Origin of the sequence: Flavobacterium sp. SM2513, from assembly GCF_050908145.1 — a bacterium.
GTDB lineage: Bacteria > Bacteroidota > Bacteroidia > Flavobacteriales > Flavobacteriaceae > Flavobacterium.
This window is the reverse complement of record NZ_CP194228.1, coordinates 419,960-442,729: the sequence shown is the minus strand read 5'-3', so window position 1 is coordinate 442,729 and position 22,770 is coordinate 419,960. Positions and strand designations below refer to the sequence as shown.

At 34.0% G+C, this 22,770-nt stretch carries 20 protein-coding genes; 11 read left to right on the top strand and 9 right to left on the bottom strand.

The genetic code is table 11. The annotated features are described in order from the left end of the window. Positions 1-5: 5 nt before the first annotated feature. The 6 genes from ACQ5J2_RS01730 to miaB form a co-directional block, all read right to left on the bottom strand. A complete protein-coding gene (locus ACQ5J2_RS01730) occupies positions 6-281 on the bottom strand; it encodes a co-chaperone GroES (protein ID WP_073241214.1) in 276 nt (91 codons plus the stop codon). A gap of 141 nt (positions 282-422) precedes the next feature. Then, positions 423-752 (bottom strand): preprotein translocase subunit SecG, encoded by a 330-nt coding sequence (gene secG, locus ACQ5J2_RS01725; protein WP_432673339.1) that lies wholly within the window; start codon positions 750-752, stop codon positions 423-425. A 4-nt stretch (positions 753-756) separates the two neighbouring features. After that, the gene (locus ACQ5J2_RS01720) at positions 757-1,653 is read right to left on the bottom strand and encodes a tetratricopeptide repeat protein (RefSeq protein WP_432671967.1); all 897 of its coding nucleotides are present in this window, start codon (positions 1,651-1,653) and stop codon (positions 757-759) included. Between the two features lie 25 nt (positions 1,654-1,678). After that, positions 1,679-2,185, bottom strand: a complete 507-nt coding sequence (locus tag ACQ5J2_RS01715; RefSeq protein ID WP_432671966.1) for an LptE family protein — start codon at positions 2,183-2,185, stop codon at positions 1,679-1,681. A gap of 24 nt (positions 2,186-2,209) precedes the next feature. Next, on the bottom strand, positions 2,210-3,478 hold the full coding sequence (locus ACQ5J2_RS01710) for a sigma-54 interaction domain-containing protein (RefSeq protein WP_432671965.1): 1,269 nt from the start codon (positions 3,476-3,478) through the stop codon (positions 2,210-2,212). Between the two features lie 84 nt (positions 3,479-3,562). Beyond that, positions 3,563-5,011 (bottom strand): tRNA (N6-isopentenyl adenosine(37)-C2)-methylthiotransferase MiaB, encoded by a 1,449-nt coding sequence (gene miaB / locus ACQ5J2_RS01705; protein WP_432671964.1) that lies wholly within the window; start codon positions 5,009-5,011, stop codon positions 3,563-3,565. Positions 5,012-5,188: 177 nt separating this feature from the next. Here miaB and ACQ5J2_RS01700 point away from each other — a divergent pair, with 177 nt between their 5' ends. The 8 genes from ACQ5J2_RS01700 (at position 5,189) to ACQ5J2_RS01665 (ending at position 15,639) form a co-directional block, all read left to right on the top strand. Next, on the top strand, positions 5,189-5,833 hold the full coding sequence (locus tag ACQ5J2_RS01700; protein ID WP_432671963.1) for a hypothetical protein: 645 nt from the start codon (positions 5,189-5,191) through the stop codon (positions 5,831-5,833). A 204-nt stretch (positions 5,834-6,037) separates the two neighbouring features. Next, on the top strand, positions 6,038-8,572 hold the full coding sequence (gene topA / locus ACQ5J2_RS01695; RefSeq protein WP_432671962.1) for a type I DNA topoisomerase: 2,535 nt from the start codon (positions 6,038-6,040) through the stop codon (positions 8,570-8,572). 3 nt (positions 8,573-8,575) lie between these two features. Next, positions 8,576-9,727, top strand: a complete 1,152-nt coding sequence (locus ACQ5J2_RS01690; RefSeq protein WP_432671961.1) for a formimidoylglutamase — start codon at positions 8,576-8,578, stop codon at positions 9,725-9,727. A gap of 144 nt (positions 9,728-9,871) precedes the next feature. Then, positions 9,872-11,266 (top strand): gliding motility lipoprotein GldK, encoded by a 1,395-nt coding sequence (gene gldK / locus ACQ5J2_RS01685; protein WP_432671960.1) that lies wholly within the window; start codon positions 9,872-9,874, stop codon positions 11,264-11,266. Between the two features lie 70 nt (positions 11,267-11,336). Next, positions 11,337-11,984: a gliding motility protein GldL gene (gldL, locus tag ACQ5J2_RS01680; protein ID WP_432671959.1), complete on the top strand. Its 648-nt coding sequence runs from the start codon at positions 11,337-11,339 to the stop codon at positions 11,982-11,984. 50 nt (positions 11,985-12,034) lie between these two features. Then, positions 12,035-13,570, top strand: a complete 1,536-nt coding sequence (gene gldM / locus ACQ5J2_RS01675) for a gliding motility protein GldM (protein ID WP_432671958.1) — start codon at positions 12,035-12,037, stop codon at positions 13,568-13,570. A 46-nt stretch (positions 13,571-13,616) separates the two neighbouring features. After that, positions 13,617-14,531, top strand: coding sequence for a gliding motility protein GldN (gldN, locus tag ACQ5J2_RS01670; protein ID WP_432671957.1), 915 nt, complete (start codon positions 13,617-13,619; stop codon positions 14,529-14,531). A 64-nt stretch (positions 14,532-14,595) separates the two neighbouring features. Then, on the top strand, positions 14,596-15,639 hold the full coding sequence (locus tag ACQ5J2_RS01665; RefSeq protein WP_432671956.1) for an NAD(P)/FAD-dependent oxidoreductase: 1,044 nt from the start codon (positions 14,596-14,598) through the stop codon (positions 15,637-15,639). A gap of 2 nt (positions 15,640-15,641) precedes the next feature. Here the strand turns inward: ACQ5J2_RS01665 and ACQ5J2_RS01660 are convergent, their stop codons facing one another. Then, on the bottom strand, positions 15,642-16,019 hold the full coding sequence (locus ACQ5J2_RS01660; protein WP_432671955.1) for a DUF983 domain-containing protein: 378 nt from the start codon (positions 16,017-16,019) through the stop codon (positions 15,642-15,644). Between the two features lie 109 nt (positions 16,020-16,128). Here ACQ5J2_RS01660 and ACQ5J2_RS01655 point away from each other — a divergent pair, with 109 nt between their 5' ends. Continuing rightward, complete coding sequence (locus tag ACQ5J2_RS01655) at positions 16,129-18,036, top strand: ABC-F family ATP-binding cassette domain-containing protein (RefSeq protein ID WP_432671954.1); 1,908 nt, start codon at positions 16,129-16,131, stop codon at positions 18,034-18,036. Here the strand turns inward: ACQ5J2_RS01655 and ACQ5J2_RS01650 are convergent, their stop codons facing one another. Beyond that, the gene (locus ACQ5J2_RS01650) at positions 18,037-19,005 is read right to left on the bottom strand and encodes an App1 family protein (protein WP_432671953.1); all 969 of its coding nucleotides are present in this window, start codon (positions 19,003-19,005) and stop codon (positions 18,037-18,039) included. Between the two features lie 148 nt (positions 19,006-19,153). Here ACQ5J2_RS01650 and ACQ5J2_RS01645 point away from each other — a divergent pair, with 148 nt between their 5' ends. Beyond that, positions 19,154-20,038 (top strand): diacylglycerol/lipid kinase family protein, encoded by an 885-nt coding sequence (locus ACQ5J2_RS01645; protein WP_432671952.1) that lies wholly within the window; start codon positions 19,154-19,156, stop codon positions 20,036-20,038. On the opposite strand, the gene ACQ5J2_RS01640 is transcribed toward ACQ5J2_RS01645, so the two are convergent. After that, the gene (locus ACQ5J2_RS01640) at positions 20,022-21,251 is read right to left on the bottom strand and encodes an 8-amino-7-oxononanoate synthase (RefSeq protein WP_432671951.1); all 1,230 of its coding nucleotides are present in this window, start codon (positions 21,249-21,251) and stop codon (positions 20,022-20,024) included. The two genes, ACQ5J2_RS01645 and ACQ5J2_RS01640, sit on opposite strands and share 17 nt — an antisense overlap. 248 nt (positions 21,252-21,499) lie before the next feature. On the opposite strand from ACQ5J2_RS01640, the gene ACQ5J2_RS01635 reads away from it, so the two are divergent. Further along, positions 21,500-22,747, top strand: coding sequence for a glycosyltransferase family 4 protein (locus tag ACQ5J2_RS01635; protein WP_432671950.1), 1,248 nt, complete (start codon positions 21,500-21,502; stop codon positions 22,745-22,747). Positions 22,748-22,770 lie beyond the last annotated feature (23 nt).

The window sequence follows — 22,770 nt, the reverse complement described above, 5'->3', positions numbered from 1 at the left end:
ACTTCTTAGATTATTGCAAGAATATCATCCTCACGCATAATCAAATAATCTGTTCCTTCTAATTTTAATTCTGTTCCTGCGTATTTTCCGTATAAAACAGTATCTCCAATTTTCACGGTCATTGTGTGGTCTTTTGTTCCATTTCCAACAGCTACAACCGTACCTTTCTGTGGTTTTTCTTTTGCGGTATCAGGAATAAAAATACCAGACGCTGTTTTTGTTTCTGCAGCAACCGGTTCAATTAAAACGCGGTCAGAAAGTGGTTTAATGTTTAATGCCATAATACTATATATTTAGTTTTAATTATTAATTTGTTGTTTAGAGTGTTTCAGAAATTGTGCCAATGGACTAAAACTGTCATTTTTGCCTAAAAAAAATGCCAGCTTTGACAAGCTGGCATTTTAATATATTTTATTCGATAATTATTTTGCAGGAACTTCCGCAGCTGGTGTTGCAGGAGCTGGAACTTCTGTTTTTGCAGGAGCTATTTGTTTGTCGTCAAGAATTTTTATATCGCTATTTCCTGAATTAAAACTCAAGCTTGAGAACATAATTAATACAATTAAAAGAATACCAAGTGTCCACGTACTTTTATCTAAAAAGTCAGTTGTTTTTTGAACACCCCCCATTTGTTGTGAACCACCCAATGTTGATGATAATCCACCACCTTTAGGATTTTGAACCATAATTACTACGATTAATAAAAAACAAACGATTACTATTAATACTAAAAAAATTGAAAACATGATTATCTAATTAATTGTTATTTTGTTGTAAAACTTTAATATCCGAAATACGGTTTGCAAAGAAAGTACTTTTTTCTGGATATTTCAAAATTAATATATCATAAGCTTGAATTGCTTTTTGATATTTTTTCTGTTCCAAATAAACTTTGGCTAAGGTTTCGGTCATCAGGTACGAATTGTCCTGACTTTGTTCCGGAATATAGGCGATTTTAGGCGCGTCTTTAACCGGTGAAATTTTGGGATTATTTTCGATAAAACGGTTAATTAATGCCGTCTTTTTCTCTTTAATTGGGTCAATTGGTTTCGATATCGGTGTGATTTCGTCGTTTGACTCCTTTTTTTCGCGTTCAATGGGAGTGAAATTAGCCAACTGCAACCATTCTTGGAACGAATGTTTTTCTTCTTTTGAAAAATCGAGTGGTTTACCAATGTTTAATTTCTCTGAAACTGCAGCGATTTTTTCTTCCTTATTTTCTACTTTCTCAAAATTTTCAATCTGTTCAACTACTTCCGCTTTTTTGATGGAATTCGCAATCGATTGTTCTAAAGGAGAAATTTCAACTTTGTTTTCAATTATTTGGGGAGTTACACGTACAATTTCAATATCGTTGACCTTTATTTCATTAATAAACGCCTCTTTTTCTTCAATAAAGAGCTTTTGTACGGATGCAAAATTTCCACTGGTAATAAAATCAAAAAGGACACTTCTGTCAGTAGTGTATGCTGCCGTTTTCCGTAAAGCGGGATTGTATTGAAAACTTTCCTGATTGTATAAACCTTTTAAAAGTAATGCTCGAGCACTTTGAAAAAACGGAAATTCGTTGACAATTTTCTCCAAGCCAACGGTATGCTTATCTTTGATAGCATTCGGTTTGTTGAGCAAATAAGTAAATTCGTACGTATTCAAAGATGTTGTTTTTAGGAATGAATGATTACCACTTCGCTAATGATTCATTGAAAATATCTTGCGTAATTCGTTCAAAAATTACATCTAAAGCAGTAGTTAGTTGTGCTCCAGTTGGCAAATTGGTTCCTGGAAAATCATAGAAAAACGAAAAACTTTTTTCGAAATCATCAGCTTCTTTTTTTCTATTTGTAAATTGCACTTTTACACGTATTGTCAATCGGTTTTGAGCGGCACGTTGATCCGCTGTAGCCGTCATTGGCGAGATTCTATAGTCGGTAATTTCACCTTCGTAAACTAAATCTCCTCCAGAATTCGTCAAACTTAAATTCGTTTGATTCTGAATTAAATCTTGCAAACGTAACGTAAACGTTCGATCAATTCCAGGTTCAATTAATTCAGCGGTATTTTGAAAATAATTAACTTGAAAGGTCTTGGCGTCAATCTTTCCCGTTCCTGTAAAATTATAAACGGAACAACTATTGAAAGTCGTTACAATCAAAAGTAGGCAAGCGATATGTTTTAATTTTTTCATTTTCATTTTTAAAATTCAAATATACTACAAATCGAATTGTTTTATTTTTCTATACAAAGTTCTTTCAGAAATTCCCAGTTCGTCAGCTGCTGCTTTACGTTTTCCTTTATTTTTTTCTAATGATTTCTTTATCATCTCAATTTCTTTCTGCTCTAATTTTAACACTTCTTCCTCTTCAACGGTTTCTGCAAATAGATAATTGTCTTCTGGATCTTCATAATTAGTGGCAGAAGATTGCGTACTTTTTGCCATTGGAATTACCGACATTTCATTTTGATCTTCAAAATCAATCTCATTTTCTTCTTGGTTGGAACCGTAAATTTTCTGAATCAAATTTTTATTCTTTTCTTGAATATTACTATTTCCACTTTCCATTAGTTCCATCGTTAATTTTTTCAAATCATTGAGGTCGCTTTTCATGTCAAAAAGCACTTTGTATAGGATTTCTCTTTCGGTACCAAAATCAGAATCGCTTTTTTTATCTTTTATAACCGAAGGTAAATTTGAGCCTTCAGAAGGTAAATAGGATTTTAATGTAGCGATATTAATTTCCCGAGTGGTTTCTAAAACGGATATTTGTTCGGCTACATTCCGAAGTTGGCGAATGTTCCCGCTCCAGCGAAATTGCAACAATAATTGAACCGCTTGTTCGTCCAGTTTTATCGAAGGCATTTTATATTTATGAGCGAAATCAGAAGAGAATTTTCTGAACAATAAATGAATGTCTTCTTTTCGGTCGCGAAGAGGCGGAAGAGGAATGTCTACCGTACTTAAACGATAATATAAATCTTCTCGAAATTTTCCTTTTTCAATCGCATCAAACATATTTACGTTTGTTGCAGCAACAATTCTTACATCTGTTTTTTGAACTTGAGAGGACCCTACTTTAATAAATTCGCCATTTTCTAAAACCCGGAGTAATCGCACTTGGGTAGTTAAAGGCAATTCACCAACTTCATCCAAGAAAATTGTTCCGCCACTTGCTACTTCAAAGTAACCTTCACGTGTGGAAGTTGCTCCAGTAAAAGCGCCTTTTTCATGTCCAAAAAGTTCACTATCAATGGTTCCTTCTGGAATAGCTCCACAGTTAACTGCGATGTATTTTCCGTGTTTTCTATGCGAAAGCGAATGGATTATTTTTGGAATACTTTCCTTTCCAACACCACTTTCTCCCACAACCAAAACAGAAATGTCGGTTGGAGCTACTTGAATTGCTTTTTCAATAGCACGATTGAGCTTTGGATTATTTCCAATAATTTCAAATCGTTGTTTTATAGCTTGAACTGATTCCATATATTTTTGTTTAAAGTTGTCTTTGTTTAAGGTTTAAAGTTTTCGAGATGCCTCAAAACTTTAAACCTTAAACTTTAAACTTTCTTAATTCATCTCCGAATAGTCTACTGCAATACCTTTCAAAGTTCCACTCGTGCAATCTGTAATTTTTACGTTTACAAAATCGCCTTCTTTATAATGTTCTTTTGGAAAAACCACCATTATACTTTGGGAATTTCGAGCCGCCCATTCTTTATCCGAACGTTTTGATTCTTTTTCGATTAAAACTTCCACCGTTTTACCTAGAAATTCTTGTGTTCTAAAAGCACTGTGTTGTCTTTGTAAATCAACAATTTCCTGCAAACGTCTTGCTTTTGTTGGTTCAGGAACATCGTCTTCCATTTTCCTTCCCGCCATTGTTCCTGGTCGTTCCGAATACGAATACATATATCCAAAACTATATTTTACATGTTCCATCAAACTCATCGTGTCTTGATGGTCTTGTTCGGTTTCTGTTGGAAAACCAGCAATCATATCCTGAGTTACGGAACAATCTGGAATTATAGAACGAATTTTATTGATTAATGTGAAATATTCTTCTCTGGTATGCAAACGATTCATGGCTTTCAAAATGCGGTCGCTCCCCGATTGAACAGGTAAATGAATATGCTTGCAAATATTATCGTATTTGGCAATAATATGCAAAACAGGTTCGTGCATGTCTTGCGGATTCGAAGTCGAAAACCGAATACGCATTTTAGGAAATGTAACAGCAACTGTTTCTAAAAGTTGAGCAAAATCTACGGCTGTTGCTTTCGCAAAATCAGTGGCGTTGGCAAAATCTTTTTTCAAACCGCCACCGTACCATAAATAACTATCTACATTCTGACCCAAAAGCGTAATTTCTTTGTAACCTGAATCCCAAAGTTTTTGGATTTCAGCAATAATACTTTCTGGTTCGCGACTTCGTTCTCGACCACGAGTAAAAGGAACTACGCAAAAAGTACACATATTATCGCAACCACGGGTAATTGAAACAAAAGCGGATATTCCGTTGCTGTTTAAGCGAACGGGTGAAATATCGCCATAAGTTTCGTCTTTCGACAAAATCACGTTGATGGCATCATTTCCAGCTTCCACTTCTTCCAATAAGTTGGGTAAATCTTTATAAGCATCGGGACCTACAACAAGGTCAACTATTTTTTCTTCTTCTAAAAATTGGGTTTTCAAACGTTCGGCCATGCAACCTAAAACGCCGACTTTCATTTTTGGATTGATGTCGCGTTTTACCGCATTGTATTTGGCAAGACGTTTTCTGATGGTTTGTTCGGCTTTATCACGAATCGAACACGTATTAATTAACACCAAATCCGCTTCTTCTAAAATAGTAGTGGTATTGTAATTATTGTCTGATAAAATCGAAGCCACGACCTCGCTATCCGAGAAATTCATGGCACAACCGTAACTTTCAATAAATAATTTCTTTGAATTTTGTGCTTTATTTTCAATAGCCAAGCTTTCGCCTTGTTTGCTTTCTTCAATTGTCTTTTCCATCGTCATAAAAAGTAGGAATTTTTCCGTCTGCAAATATAGATTAAATTAAATAGATGTGACAACTTGGCAGACGGAGTTTAACAATAAATTTCGCAAGTAGACAAGTGTTTTGAAATTATATTTTAACTTTGGAAAGAAAGATTTAATCTTTCAAAAATTAAAGTTAAGCTGAAAATCATGAAAAGTAATTTCTTAATTATAATTCTTTTATTGTCTATACTGTTTTCTTGTAAGGATTCAGAGCGTGAAAGCATCAAGGTTAGGAGTCGTGAATTTACTACTTCTTTAGATTCAATTATGTATTTAAATTATCTGAATGCAATTGAAAACCAAAGTACATTGCAATACTTTACGGTTGTTAAAATTAAAAATCTTAATAATAAAGAAACTAGGGAAATTTGTACAAAAGGAAATTTTTTAGCTGGAGCTTTGCATCGAGAATATAAATTAGGTTATTCTATTGATGAAATTATAAAAGTTCAAAATTTATTGAGTGAAAACAAAGAACGATACTTTGAGTTTAAAGATACTTCAGCGATTAATAATTTAGATTTAAATAAGTATAGCGTTGAAGAATTTGAAAAATTTGAAAAAGAAACAAATAGGGATTCAATTTCAAAATCAATAATAAATAAAGATTGGTTAATGCATTTCGAAGACGATAAAGCGATGCTGATTTTTGCTCATTCATTATTTAATAGAGGAATCTTGACTGGAGAAAACAATAGTTTGGGCGGAACTATTTGTCATATAACTACGAGTATGCTAGAGGAAAGAAAAACACAAAACGAAAGGTTAAAGAGCACAAATGTTGATAAATAATTTATTTAAGAGTAAAATTTCAAATGAGTTATTCGAAATTTTATAGCTTTTTGAATTGTTGTTATTTCATGTTTTATATCGTCTCTACTTGTTGTTTTATGGAATTAAGGATAAAATCATTTTTGAACCAATCTTCCACAAAATCCCACAATAAAATGGATTTTTAAAAAAAACAATTACTTTTGCCACAGATATAAAAGCAATATGGCAAAGAATTTAGTGATTGTGGAGTCGCCGGCAAAGGCAAAAACGATAGAGAAATTTCTAGGGAGTGATTATCAGGTAGAGTCCAGTTATGGACATATTGCCGATTTGCCTTCCAAAGAAATTGGTGTAGATGTAGACAATAAATTCAAACCTAAATACGAAGTTTCTCCTGATAAAAAGGCTTTAGTTACTAAATTGAAGGGTCTTGCCAAAAAAGCCGATATGGTCTGGTTAGCAAGTGATGAGGATCGAGAGGGTGAGGCTATTTCTTGGCATTTGGCCGAAGAATTAAAATTAGATAAAAGCAAAACCAAGCGAATCGTTTTTCACGAAATTACTAAAACTGCAATTTTAAAGGCGATTGAGAACCCACGAGAAATTGACTATAATCTGGTAAATGCCCAACAAGCTCGACGGGTTTTAGACCGATTAGTTGGTTATGAATTGTCACCTGTTTTGTGGAGAAAAATTAAAGGAGGATTATCTGCTGGACGTGTTCAGTCGGTTTCGGTTCGTTTAATTGTAGAACGTGAACGAGAAATTCAGAACTTTAGTGCTGTTGCATCTTATTCTATTGTTGCAGAATTTGCTAACGAATCGGGAAAAACATTCAAAGCAAAACTGCCTAAGAATTTTTCAACGAAAAAAGAAGCAGAAGACTTTTTAAATAAAAATAATAGTTCTATATATAAGGTAGCGGATTTAGAAACGAAACCGACAAAGAAATCACCGACAGCACCTTTTACAACTTCGACTTTACAACAAGAAGCAGCTCGTAAATTGTATTTACCTGTTGGAATCACAATGCAATTGGCTCAACGGTTGTATGAAGCGGGATTGATTACTTATATGAGAACGGATAGTGTCAATCTTTCGAAAGACGCGATGAATGCCGCTGAAGCGGAGATTGTTCATTCATATGGAAAGGAATTTTCGCATCCGCGAACGTTTACCAATAAAAGCAAAGGAGCTCAAGAAGCTCACGAGGCGATTCGTCCGACGGATATGTCGCAACATACCGTGAATATTGACCGTGACCAAGCGAGATTGTACGATTTGATTTGGAAACGGACACTAGCATCTCAAATGAGTGATGCGAAATTAGAACGAACGAACGTAAAAATTGAAGCGAATAACCACGACGAAATTTTTGCTGCAACTGGGGAAGTGTTGCTTTTTGAAGGGTTTTTGAAAGTATATTTAGAAGGAAACGACGATGATGACGAAGAACAAGAAGGTTTATTGCCGGCTTTAAAAGTTAGTGAAAAACTGCAAAACAATTACATTACAGCTACGGAACGTTACACTAGAGCTCCAGCTCGTTATACGGAGGCTTCTTTAGTTAAGAAATTAGAAGAACTTGGGATTGGACGACCGTCAACATATGCTCCAACAATTTCTACAATTATCAACAGAAATTATGTTGAAAAAGGAACTTTGGAAGGGCAAGAACGAAACTATACGCAATTGACTTTAACTTCTGGAAAAGTTTCTGATAAACTATTGACAGAAAATACTGGTTCAGATAAAGGAAAATTAGTTCCAACAGATATTGGTACGATTGTAACTGATTTCTTGGTTAAAAACTTTGAACGCATTTTAGATTACAATTTTACGGCGAAAGTAGAACAAGATTTTGATGAAATTGCGGAAGGAAATGTTGATTGGCATAAAATGATGCAAGAGTTTTATGATCAATTTCATCCTAATGTAAAAGATGTTGAAGAAAATGCAGAACGTGAATCGGGTGAGCGAATTTTAGGGACAGACCCAAAATCTGGAAAGCCGGTAAGTGTTCGATTGGGAAAATTTGGACCGATGGCTCAAATTGGAAATGCAGAAGACGAAGAGAAAATATTTGCTAGTTTGATGAATGACCAGAACATTGGAACGATCACATTAGAGGAAGCGTTGAAATTGTTTTTGTTGCCTAAAAATTTAGGTATCTATAAAGAAGAAGAAGTTGAAGTTAATAATGGACGTTTTGGACCTTACGTACGTTTCGGAAAAATGTTTATTTCATTGCCAAAAGGCGAAGACCCGATGGATGTAACTTTAGTTCGTGCTCAAGAATTAATAGACGAGAAAGAAAAAGCGGATGCTCCAATTGCAACTTATAAGGAAGAGCCTGTTCAAAAAGGAGTAGGTCGTTTTGGTCCGTTCTTGAAATGGAGTGGAATGTTTATCAATGTGAATAAAAAATACAATTTTGACAATCTATCACAATCCGATATTGTAGAATTGATTGAAGATAAAATTCAGAAAGAAATTGATAAAGTGCTTCATCATTGGGAAGAAGAAGGGATTAAGGTTGAAAAAGCACGTTGGGGACGCTCAGTAATTACTAAAGGCAAGGTGAAAATTGAATTGAGTAAGGACGTAGATGCAGCTGCTTTAACATTAGCTGAAGTTCAGGAAATGATTGAAAAGAAAGCACCAGCCAAAAAAACAGCGTCAAAGAAAGCAACTGCGAAGAAAACAACAGCGACTAAGAAGACAACAGCTAAGAAAGCACCCGTAAAAAAGAAATAAGAGATGGAATTTGATTTTTTACATCCATTAGACTACGAAATAATTCAATTTGTTGAATCTTTGACTTCTCAGAATTTGGGAAGTAAAGTGGTGATGCATTCAGCGACGGATTTTCCAGATTTAGATAAAATTAAAATTGCCATCATTGGTGTTTTAGAAAACAGAGGTGACTCTAGTTTGAAAGAAGAAGTTGAATTAACAGCAATTCGTAAGGAATTCTACAGTTTGTATCCTGGAAATTGGAACAGTAGCATTGCAGATCTAGGAGATATTAAGGCAGGAGAGGAGTTAAGCGATACCTATTTTGCAATAAAATCAGTTGTAGCTTCATTGATTAAAAAGAAAATTATCCCGATTATCATTGGCGGAAGCCAAGATTTGACATACGCCATGTACCGCGCTTACGATGTTTTGGAACAAATGGTGAACTTAGTTTCAATTGACAGTAAATTTGACTTAGGAAAGGAAAATTCAACTGATATGGTTTCTTCTTACTTGACTCGAATAATTATCGAAGAACCAAATAATCTTTTTAATTATAGTGTAGTGGGCTATCAGACGTACTATAATGCTCAGGAAGAAATAGATTTAATGGAGAAATTGTTTTTTGATGGCTATCGATTAGGAGAAGTTTCCGGTAATCTAAGCATTTCAGAGCCTGTTTTCAGAGATGCCGACATTGTAAGTGTAGATTTAACATCAATACAATCATCGAATTCCGGTAATTTTACTACTTTTACGCCAAACGGTTTTAACGGTAAAGAAATATGTTCTTTATCTCGGTATGCGGGTTTAAGTGATAAAGTTTCGTTATTTGGTGTTTTTAATCACAATAATTCAAAACAAGAATCTGTTTTGATTGCGCAAATAATTTGGTATTTTATTGAAGGCTATCAATACCGTTCGAATGAGTTTCCGTTCAGCAGTAAAGACAATTATTTTAAGTACATTGTTCCACTTGAAAATGAGGAATTAGTGTTTTACAAGAGCGATAAGACTGAAAGATGGTGGATTGAAGTGTCGCAATTGATGCAGTCTCATACTAAAACAGAGAAAAACACGTTATTACCGTGTTCGTATGAAGATTATTTAGGAGCTATTAATCAGGAAATCCCAGAAAGATGGTGGAAGACTCAACGAAAAAACGTTATTTAACAGTGCTTTAACTACAAGATAGGAGAAGTATAAAAAACATTTCACATTTTTTTAAGTAATTGTTTTAAAAAAAATTGCTTATCTAAAAAAAAATAAATAGGTTTACGACCTTAAAATTAAGAATATTTTATAACCCAAATTTATATGAAGAAGTTCATTGCATTTGCAGCATTATCATCATTAATATTTAGCTGTAGTTCTGGCGACAAAGGAGAACTAGTTGGAGTTAAAGGTAAAAAATGGCACCCAGAAAAACCTTTTGGTATGTCTTTAGTTCCAGGAGGCTCTTATATTATGGGTAAATCTGACGACGATTTAGCTAATATTGGAGACGCACCTACAAAAACGGTGACTGTTCGTTCATTTTATATGGATGAAACAGAAATCACAAATACGGAATACCGTCAGTTTGTAGAATGGGTTAAAGATTCAACTATTCGTGTTCGTTTGGCTATCATGGCTGATGAACAAGGGCAAACTAGCACTGCTGGAGGCGGCGGAAAAAGCGCTGGCGGAATTGGTGATTTTGCTTTTAACGATGCTGATCCAGAAAAAATGACTCCATACGATAAATACATGTACGAAAACTATTATAGTGTAGGTACAGAAGATGATATGTATGCGGGTAGAAAAATCAATAAAAAAGTTAAATTGATTACGGATAGTTCAAAGTATCCTGATGAATTTTACAGTGAAGTAATGGATTCTATGTATTTACCATTAGAAGAATCTTACAATGGTTTGCGTACTATTGATGTTAGTAAATTAAAATTTCGTTACACGGAAGTTAATTTGAATGAAGCGGTACAAAAGAAAGGTAGAAAAGGATTTATTAAAAAATCAGAGCCAGTTGCAATCTATCCTGATACAACAGCTTGGATTAAGGATTTCTCTTATTCCTACAATGAACCAATGCATAATGACTACTTCTGGCATCAGGCATACAGTGATTATCCTGTAGTAGGTGTAAGTTGGAAACAAGCAAAAGCATTTTGTTCATGGAGAACTTTACTCAAGAATTCTTATATTAAATCTAAGAGAAAAAAGGGACGTAATTTAATAAATTCATTCAGATTACCTACTGAAGCGGAATGGGAGTATGCAGCTCGAGGAGGTTTGCAATCAGCGGCTTATCCTTGGGGTGGTCCTTACACTAAAAATGACCGAGCATGCTTCATGGCTAACTTTAAGCCAAACCGTGGAGATTATGCAGCAGATGGTGCTTTGTACACTGTTGAGGCGAAATCATATGATCCAAATGGATACAACTTGTATAACATGGCTGGAAACGTTGCCGAATGGACGGATTCATCTTACGATGCTGGTGCTTATGAATTTGTTTCTACTATGAATCCAAATGTACCGGACAGTAAAAACCAACGTAAAGTATTGCGTGGAGGATCTTGGAAAGATGTAGCATACATGTTGCAAGTGAGTACTAGAGATTTTGAATATGCAGATACTGCAAGAAGTTACATCGGATTCCGTACTGTGCAAGATTACATGGGAACGCAAACTACGGGAACTACAGGAAGGTAATATTTCCTAATTAAAATTGAATTTAACCAAATTACATAACAAACTAAATTAACTAAAAAAAACTATTATTATGGCATTATTAAGTAAAAAAGCAATGAATTTCGCTTACGGTATGGGAGCTGCGATCGTAATCATCGGTGCATTATTTAAAATTACTCACTTCTCTATTGGCCCATTGACAGGAACTTTGATGCTTTCTGTAGGATTAATTACTGAAGCATTAATATTTGCGCTATCTGCTTTTGAGCCGGTTGACAATGAATTGGATTGGACTTTAGTTTATCCTGAATTAGCTGGTGGTGAAACTAAAAAAGTAGCTTTGAAAAAAGAGAATCCAGCTGAAGCTCAAGGTTTGTTATCGCAAAAATTGGATAACTTATTGAAAGAAGCTAAAATTGATGGAGAAATGATGGCAAGTTTAGGAAACAGCATCAAAAATTTCGAATCTGCTGCAAAAGGAATATCTCCGGCTGCTGATGGAATTGCTGCAACTAAAAGATACAGTGAAGAATTGTCAATGGCTGCTGCTCAAATGGAATCATTGAACAGTTTGTACAAAGTACAATTAGAAAGTGCTTCTAGAAATGCTGAGGCAAATAAAGAAATCGCAGACAACGCATCTAAATTAAAAGACCAAATGCAATCTATGACTGCAAACATTGCTTCTTTAAACAATGTTTATGGTGGTATGCTTTCTGCAATGAGTAACAAAGGATAATTAGTTTTACACTATATTTTCATTAACAAAATAAAAAAAACTAATTTAAGATGGCAGGAGGAAAATTAACCCCTAGACAGAAGATGATTAACCTAATGTATTTGGTTTTCATCGCGATGTTAGCAATGAACATGACAAAAGAAGTATTAACGGCTTTTGGATTGATGAATGAGAAATTTGAAACGGCAAACACTGAGGCTAGTTCAACAAATCAAGCAATGATGCAAGCCTTAGATGCTAAAGCAATTGAGGCTAAAGGTGAATTTGAAAAAGCCGCAGTTACTGCTCATAAGGTTGAAGCTGCAACTAAGAAATTTGATGCTTTTGTTGCATCGGCTAAGACAGAAGTTTTAGTAGGTGTTGAAGCAGAAGAAGGTAAGTTACCTTATGAATCAATGGATAAAGCTGATAATTTGGACAACGGTTGGTTTGTAGGCGAAGGCTACACGGATCGAGGTAAAAAAGTAATGGCTGCTATTGAAACCTATAAAGCTGAAATGAAGACTGCGTTAGCTGATAACAAATATGCAGCTATTTTGAAACAAGTGAATAAGTCCTTTGATTTAGCAGATGTTCCAAATAAAGAAAACAAGAAAATTCCTTATTTAGAGTATCACTTTAAAGGATTTCCTGCAATTGCTTCTTTAGCTAAACTTTCAATGTGGCAAAATGATGCTAAAAAGTACGAATCAGATGTTATTGCTGCAGCTTTAGGAAAAGCTGCTGTTCAAGCTGCTTCTTACAGTAACTATAAAGCAATGGTTATCCTTGATAAAAATGCTTATTTTCAAGGTGAAAAAGTTACCGGTACTGTAGTTTTAGGTCGTTATGACGAAAATACAAAGCCTGAAGGTGTTACTGGTGCAACTTTAGATCCGGCAACAGGACAAGCTAAGATTAATTTAACTGCTGGTGCAGTAGGTGAACAAAAATTGGGGGGTGAGTTTAGATTTATCGAAGACGGTAAAACTATTAAATTACCTTATGACGGAACTTATGTTGTTGTTCCTCGTCCTAATTCTGCAACAATTTCAGCAGACAAGATGAATGTAGTATACCGTGGTGTTGTTAATCCAATGACCATATCATTTGCAGGTGTTTCTGATAACAATGTTACTGCTTCAGCTCCGGGTTTATCAAAAGCTAGTGGAAATGGTAAGTACAATATGAGTCCAGGTCAAGGTACTGAAGTTACTATTAGTGTAACAGGAAAATTACCTGACGGAACTTCAGTTAACGATAAAAGAGCTTACAGAATCAAAAATATTCCTGCTCCACAAGGTGCAATTGGAGGAACTGTAGGTGAAACAAAAGGAGCTAAAGGACGTCTTGCTGTATCACAGATTACAGCAGAATTAGTAGACTTTGATTTTGATGTTAATTTAAAAGTAACTCAATTTACTTTTAGAGTTTCTGGTCAACCATCAGTAGTTGTTAATGGAGACAGAGTTAATGCTCAGTGTGCTGCTGCAATGGCAAGAGCTGGGAGAGGTGACATTGTTACCATTTCTGAAATCAAAACAAAAATTGAAGGTTCCCCAATTATTTTACGTCAAACAGCACCTGCTTTTTACGAAATACAATAATAATACAGGTTTGGCGTTTTTAACGTAGACCATTTTAATAAAAACTATGAATTGTAGAAACTTTTTATCACTAATCATTTTAGTAGCTGGAACTTTAACTTCAACAGCTCAGTCTAATTTGTTGAACGCCAAAACACCTGATGATATCGGTAAGAAAACGGAGGCTCAATTAAATTCTGATAATGATAAGCCACTTCCTTATGGTTTTGTGGACGATCGCGATATTCTTATGGGTAAAGCAGTTTGGGAAATCATCGATTTAGATGAACGAATTAATTTTCCAATGTATTTTCCAGTAGATACGGCTAATATTGGTTCTGATAGAAGATCTCTTTTTCATGTGCTTCTAAAAGCTATTAAAGATAGTACATTGACAGAAGTGTATGGTGATAGTTATTTTAACTCAAAACGTACATTGAAAGAAATGGAAAACACGTTTAAGTTTAGAGATACTACGAATGCAGGTCGTGATGAAATTAACAATTACTATGATGATTATTTCTCAGGAAAGAAAGTTTTAGATGCTCAGTATATTGACGAACGTTTTTTAACTTCTCAAGATGTTTCAGCTTATCACATTAAAGGTTTTTGGTACTTTGACAAACGTCAGGGTGAATTGAAATATAGATTGATTGCTATTTGTCCTGTTGCTAAAGAAGCGCGAGATGTAGGAAATGATGATGCAGTTGCAATTGAGTTGTTTTGGATTTATTTTCCAGCGGCTCGAGAAACATTGAATAAAGCCTATGCTTTCAATGACAAAAACTCAGCAATGCCTATTTCTTTTGACCGACTTTTAAACTCCAGACGTTTTAACGCTGTAATTTATCAAGAAGAAAATGTCTATGGAGATCGTGAAATTGAAAAATACATGAAAGATAATTCTCAAATGCAGTTGCTTGAAGCAGAACGTGTGAAAGACAAAATCAGAGATTTTGAACAAGATATGTGGAATTACTAATTAGTTATTTCATTTAAAATTAAAACTCTTACCATTTTGGTAAGAGTTTTTTTATTTTTGCAGTATGGTAGATTATTTAATTGTTGGGGGTGGAATCGCTGGCTTGTGTTTTGCAGAACTTTGTATTCAATACAATAAAAGCTTTAGATTAATTGCAGATGATTCGCAAAACTCATCTAAAATTGCCGGAGGCTTGTACAATCCTGTTATCTTAAAAAGATTTTCAGGTTTAGAGGATGCAGCACTTCAGTTAGATTATTTAGATGCATTTTACGCTAAAATTGAAGAGCGTCTAGGGTTACAAATTAATTTTCCATTACCTCTTTTGCGAAAGTTTTTCTCAATTGAAGAGCAGAACAATTGGTTTCAAGCTGCTGATCAGCCGAAATTAAGTTCGTTTTTGTCAACAACTATCGAAAAAAAGAATATTTCAGGAATTGATGCGCCATTTAATTACGGACGTGTATTAAGAACAGGTTATTTAGATACTGCATTGTTTTTAAAAAAGTTTCAGGAATATCTAAATAATTTAGATTTGATTTTTAGTGAAACTTTTGACTATTCAAAAATGATTTTAGAGGAAGGTTGTGTCAAGTATAAAGATATTGAGGCAAATAAAATAATTTTTGCAGAAGGTTTCGGTTTACATGCGAATCCCTATTTTAATAATTTGCCACTTGACGGGACCAAAGGAGAGCTGTTTATCATTAAGGCACCTGAGTTGCAATTGACAGACATTATAAATACAAGTGTCTTCATTTTACCATTAGGAAATGATTTATTTAAAGTGGGAGCCACTTACAATTGGCAAGATAAAACAGATATTCCAACGGAAGAAGGTCGAGCGGAATTGACGACGAGAATCAAAGAAATTTTGGAATGTGAATTTGAAATTGTATCTCATTTCGCAGGAGTGCGACCAACTGTAAAGGATAGAAAACCATTATTAGGTAATCATGAAATGCACAAAAATCTTTTTATTTTAAATGGATTAGGTACAAGAGGAGTTATGTTAGGCCCTTATTCAGCTCGAATGCTTTTCGAATTCAGTGAAAATGATACAGAAATCCCGATTCATTATTCGATAAAACGATTTAAGAAAAAATAATACTATTTGCTGGTTTTTGGCTTATAAGAAACAAACATATTGATGTAAATGTTTCTAGACAATCGCATTATAAAGGGAAAAGCTAAAACAAGTACAATAATAATACTCGTAAAAGTTGTTGTGATACTTCTATCAAACTGAAAAGTTATGATAAATGCAAGAATTCCGAGTGCTACATTCAAACCATAACTAACATACATAGCGCCATAAAAAAAGGAAGGCTCAATCTGATATTTCAAATCACAATGCCCACATTTTTCGTTCATTTTAATCAAATTGTTTAAATGAAGCAAGTTTTGATCTACATACATGCTTTCTTTTTGACATCGTGGACAAGTTCCTGTTAAAATGCTATATAGTTTGGATCCTTTTTTTAACATTTGTAGATTATTAATAGATTTCAGATTATGCCGAATTTTCGGTATTCAAATTTACAAATTAACTCACACACTATTGAAGTTTGACTTCAAAGAATTTTAAAATATAATTATGCTTAATATACACAATTTATCTGTCTCTTTTGGAGGAACTTATCTTTTTGAAGAAGTAACATTTCGTTTAGGGGCGGGAGATCGCGTAGGACTTGTCGGTAAAAATGGTGCTGGAAAATCAACCATGTTGAAAATTTTAGCAGGAGATTTTGCACCTGATTCCGGTGTAATTTCCCAAGAAAAAGAGATTAGAATGGGGTTTCTACGTCAAGATATTGATTTTGAGCAAGGACGTACCGTTTTAGAAGAAGCATATGAAGCATTCGTCGACATTAAAATTGTTGAGAAGAAACTAGCGGAAATTAACCATCAATTGGTTACAAGAACTGATTATGAAAGTGAAGAATACAGCAAAATTATTGAAGATTTAGGTGATTACACCCATCGTTTTGAACTTTTAGGAGGATACAATTATGTTGGTGATACCGAAAAAATTCTGTTAGGTCTAGGTTTTAAACGTGAAGTTTTCAATAATCAAACGGAAACTTTTTCTGGTGGATGGCGAATGCGAATTGAATTAGCCAAACTACTTTTGCAAGCTAACGATGTGTTACTTTTAGATGAGCCCACAAATCACTTGGATATTGAAAGTATCATCTGGTTAGAAAGTTTTTTAAGAAACTATCCTGGAGTTGTAGTAATTGTTTCGCACGATAAGATGTTTTTGGATAACGTGACGAATCGAACCATTGAAATATCATTAGGAAAAGCATACGATTTCAATAAACCTTATTCTGAATATTTAGAATTACGTCATGAGATCCGCGAGAAGCAATTGGCAACTCAAAAAAACCAGGCCAAAAAGATTGAAGAAACGGAGAAGTTGATTGAGAAATTTAGAGCGAAAGCTTCCAAAGCTTCAATGGCGCAATCGTTAATTAAAAAACTTGATAAAGTAGAGCGAATTGAAGTGGACGAAGACGATAACTCAGTAATGAATATCTCATTTCCCGTTTCAAAAGTTCCCGGTCGAGTAGTAATTGAAGCCGAAGAAGTAACAAAAAGTTATGGTGACAATACAATTCTTAAGGACATTTCTCTACTTGTTGAACGCGGAAGTAAAATCGCATTTGTTGGTCAAAATGGGCAAGGTAAATCGACATTTATAAAAGCGATTGTTAATGAATTTGAATTTCAAGGGAATATAAAATTAGGACATAATGTTCAAATAGGTTATTTTGCTCAGAATCAAGCGGAATATTTGGATGGTGAAATCACTCTTTTGCAAACGATGGAAGATGCAGCTACTGATACCAACCGAGCGAAAGTACGCGATATGTTGGGTTCCTTTTTGTTTAGAGGTGATGATGTTGAAAAAAAGGTAAAAGTCCTTTCTGGAGGCGAAAGAAACCGTTTAGCGTTGTGTAAATTGCTTTTGCAACCTATAAACGTCTTGGTTATGGATGAGCCAACCAATCACTTGGATATTAAATCTAAGAATGTATTGAAAGCGGCTTTGCAGAAATACGAAGGAACTTTGTTATTGGTTTCGCATGATAGAGATTTCTTGCAAGGAATGTCTAATTTGGTATATGAATTTAGAGATCAAAAAATCAAAGAATATTTAGGTGACATCAATTATTTTCTAGAACAACGTAATCTTGAAAATATGCGTGAGGTGGAAAAGAAAGACATTGCCAAGAAGGAAAATGCGAAGGAAAACAATAAGTCTTCTTATGAAGATCAGAAGAAAAATAAGTCGTTACACAACCGTTTGAGTAAAGCTGAAAGTCAAATTAAACAACTTGAGAACGACATTCAAAAAGACGATAAAGCCTTAGCGGCAAATTATGACAAACATATTGAGGACGCCAATTTTTTCATGGCTTACAACAAAAAGAAAGCAGCCTTAGACAAATTGCTCGAAGATTGGGAAGTAATTCAAGGAGAAATTGATGCCTTGTAATTATTTAATTAAACCAATTCTTTTCGAATGTTCGATAGCTTCGTGGCTGTCGCGAAAATAACAAGTTTCAACGCCCAAAGTACTTATGTTTTCTAAAGTACTTTGGGTTTTTGCTTTTTTCTTCTTTCCTGTTTGACGAATGTAAACAGCCATCACGGTTACCGGAAATATTTTGCAAATACTTTCATACAAATAAGGATCTTCCTGCGAGTCGTCTCCTAAAAGTGTGTAATTCAAATTTGGATAAAATTCTAAAATGTGTTTTATTTTCTCAAATTTATGATTGTGGTCACCCCTTCCCGTTATAAATAAATCCATCAAACTGGTTTTAATATCTTTCAATAAAAGTACCGCCCGAGGCAACTGATTCAATTCTGTAAATTTCACTATAAATTGGTACAAGTTCCATTCGCTGCTTGAAACGTAAAAAAATGCATTTTGTTCCTCCTTATTATTTCTTCCTGCCGTACTCAAAGCTTGATAATGCGGTACAGCTCCTTCAAAAACTTTTCGTGTGTTTATATTTCGAAACAATAAGATGTATAATTTTTTCAGCGGATTTCGAGTGTGTGAAACCAAAAAAGTATCGTCAATATCAGAAATGAAGCCTAAATTCCCATCAAAAGGCCGAACATAGGTTGCTTTTGCTTCGATTTTTTTTCCTTCGTGCAAAATATGAACATTGTAATCTAACCAACCGTATCCTAAAACTTCATTAATCGGGATGCAAAATTTAAAGTAACCATCTTTTAAAGTTTTTGTATGAATGATTTTGCCTTTTCTTTCCAAAAAAACATCAGCATTTGCTTGTGTCTTCGTTTGATACATCTGAATTATCGAACGTGCATTCTTGAATTTTTTCTTTTGAAAGTCATATTCCGCTTGCGTAGTTGGTTTAAAAACATGCCCCATAACAATTAGTTCTTGTTCGTTGGCATATCCACGGTATAATTTCAAAATTGGCTTCATACTGTAAAATTAATTTTTTTAATTCAAATGGAGCCTCGAAAGGAGATTTTAAATATTTTATTTCAAAAAAAATTTTAGTAACGATTTTATTTATTTACTACATTTGAGACGCTACAAATTAATTAATTTTGTGTAATAAAAAAATGAAATGATAAAAAAGACTGTTTTAATGGTTGTCAACCCGATTTCAGGCGATATGGACAAGTCAGAATTCATTCAGGAAGCTAAATTTTTTTCGGACGCACTAAATTTACGCTTTGTACTCTACGAAACTACGGGAAAAAGTGATGAAAATGCCATTAAAAATCTATGGGAATTACACAAACCCGAACGCGTTTTAGTTGCTGGAGGAGATGGAACGATAAAAATGGTTGCCGAAGCTTTAGCTGATTTTGATAGCATCATTGGGATTTTGCCAGCCGGTTCTGCAAACGGGTTGTCTGTCGACTTAGATTTACCTTCTAATTTAATGGATAATTTGAAAATTGCGTTCAATAATGATGCAATGGAATTGGACATGATTCAGATAAATGGGAAAAAAAGTTTGCATTTGAGTGATTTAGGTTTAAATGCTGAATTGGTCAAAAACTACGAAAGTGGTACAACTCGTGGGAAATTGGGTTATGCTTTACAAACATTTTCCACATTGTCAGAAATGAAAGAACCGTTTTCGGCAAAAATTTCAGCAAATAATAAAGAAATAAGTGTAAAAGCACGAATCATTATAATTGCGAACTCACAAAAGTACGGTACCGGCGTTACTGTTAATCCAAATGGAAAAATGGATGATGGAAAGTTTGAAATTGTCATCATTAAAAACTTGGATTTATTCGTTTTTGGTCAAATTATTACAGGAAATATGCCACTTGATTCTGAAGACGTGCTAGTGATTTCAACAGATAAAGCAACAATTTCTACTGAGGAACCAATTCCTTTTCAAATTGATGGTGAATATATGGGTGAAGAACAATTTCTAGAAATTGATATATTGGCAAACAAGCTAAAAATCGCGGTTCCTATAAATCTTCTTTAAAAGGATTTCGCATCTGCCAAGTCACTGCCGGTTGAAGTGAATTAAAAATTCGGGGCATTTGCGATTGCAGCAAAGCGTTGCTGTGTTTTATGTAGCCAAACATTGGTTCAGGTTGGGCTCCAACGCTGCTTTTGATTTCCAGTGCAGTACGTCCAAAAATTATTTTTTTAAAGCGTTTTTTTATTGAATAACCAATCATGTCATGCAACATATTGAGGTATAGCATTTTTTCGCGCTGCATTTTTTCATCATAGCCAAGAAAGTAAGTATCCATCGTGTCACCATTTTTAACTAGAGTATTGAACCCAATTAATTCGCCATTCAAAAAATACCCATAAAATAAAAAATCGTGATTTAGATTTCGTTTTAGCGAGCTAAAATGATTTTCATGAAGTAAGAAGGTGTTAAAAGGAGCATTTTTCGCCACATGAAAATACAAATCATAGATTTTTTCTTCGAATCGTAGAATTTCTTGCAAGTCCAATTTTCGTTTTTCAATGTCTATCGCTTTTTTGCGTGAACGTTTGTATTGGTCTCGGTATTTTTTAGTCAAATCTTTAACATAATCGTCAATAGAATGCCAGCTATCTTTGATATAAAATACCATATTCGGTTGAATTTGAAAGCGATAAAAATTTGAAAAATCAACTTGCTCAAATAAGGGAAGGTCGTTTTCTGTAAAATCCTTGAAACTCGTTAAGTGTACTTTTTCACCTTTCTCGTACAATATTATTTTTAACTGTTGACTCGCATTTTTTAATTCTTTTAAAGCTTCAACTGGGTTTGCTTCACTTGAAAATGAAAACGCATTTTGACCGGTCAACATATTATTTCCGATGAAAAGTATTTGACTGCTAAAGTTTTTGAATGTAAAATTTCTAACAAAAGTTTTTACACATCGGTCCCGGTTTCCAAATGTTTCCATCTGATTTCCGTCCAGAAATTGTGCGATTGCAATTCCCATTAATTTTTCATCTTCATAAATAGCAATGAAAAAACATTGCATGTTTATTGGTGCTGATTCCTCTAAAACTTTGAGGTAATTGACCGATAGAAAAACATTTCGTACCGCAAAGTCATCCCAATTTTTAGGTAAATCAATGACTTTCGTGAAAATGTTATGATGGAAATTGTTTTTCAAATGTATGTGCAAGCTGTACAAAAATAAGATTAATTCATAAAGTACTAAAATTATAGTGGATAGTTTTAACATTTATCGCATTGAAAGGAATTCTATTTGCGTTTATTTTTCAAAATGATATTCAGTTTTAAAAAAAAAATGGTCTGATAAAAAACTTACACTAAAATACTTTGGTAATTTTATTTATATATTTGGAACGATTGCATTTTATCGGAGTAATTAGAAGTTATTATTTTGAAAAAATATATTTTATAATTTCACATCAGTTAATTTCACCTTAAAAATAAAATGCGTCTTTATTTATTAGGAAAAAGTAGTTTATGAACGATAAAAATCTCTTAATTATTGGTTTTGTTTGGCCGGAACCCAATTCTTCGGCTGCAGGTTGCAGAATGCTACAGCTCATTGATTTTTTTTTAGAGTGGGATTATAAAATAATTTTTGCATCAACTGCTCTCGAAAACGAATACAATTTCGACTTGTCCGTTTTGAAGGTTGAAAAAATAAATATCCAACTCAATTCGGATACTTTTGATGCAACCATTCTTTCTCTAAATCCAAGCATAGTGCTGTTTGACCGATTTACAACCGAAGAACAATTTGGTTGGCGTGTTTCTAAAAATTGTCCAGATGCTTTAAAAATTTTGGACACAGAGGATTTACATTGTCTAAGAATGGTTAGAGGAATGAAAGTTAAACAAAATCTTGAATTCCAAATGAAGGATTTGCTTTCAGAAGATTTAACGAAAAGAGAAATCGCCAGTATTTTGCGTAGTGATTTGACTTTAATGGTTTCGGAATTTGAAATGAAGCTCTTAAACGATTTCTTTAAAATTGATTCCAGTCTGCTTTTTTACCTACCGATTGTTTTTTCAGATGAACAAATTAATTATTCATCCTCAATTCCTTTTGATGAACGTGTAGACTTTATGTTCATCGGAAATTTTTGGCACGAGCCAAATTGGGATGCCGTTTTGTATTTGAAAAAAGAAATTTGGCCCTTAATTAGAAAAGAACTTCCTAAAGCTAAATTGAAGATTTACGGTGCTTATCCTTCTCAGAAAGTATTTGATTTGCAAAACAAAACTGAAAATTTTTATGTTTTAGGTCGGGCTGATGATGCTCAGATGGTGAGTGAGGAGGCGAGAGTTCTACTAGCTCCTTTGCGTTTTGGTGCCGGAATTAAAGGCAAGTTACTTGAAGCGATGCAATATGGAACGCCAAGTGTTACGACTTCTATTGGTGCGGAATCTATAAACAATCAGTTGACTTGGAATGGTTTTATCGCAAATAATCCTATTGAGTTTGCATCGAAGGCAGTTCTTTTGTACGAAGATGAAGCGCTTTGGAAAAAATCACAAGACAATGGAAGGGTAATTCTGCAACGACGATTTTGTAAAGTAAATTTTGCAGAAGCGTTTGAAAAATTAATTAAATATTTGCTTCTGAATAGGCATTCTCACCGAGAAAACAACTTTATGGGTGCTCTTTTATCGCATCATTCTATGAAGAGTACCGAGTACATGTCTAGATGGATTCAGGAAAAGAATAAAAATCTTCTTTCCTAATACGTATTTTTTCTTTTAAAAAA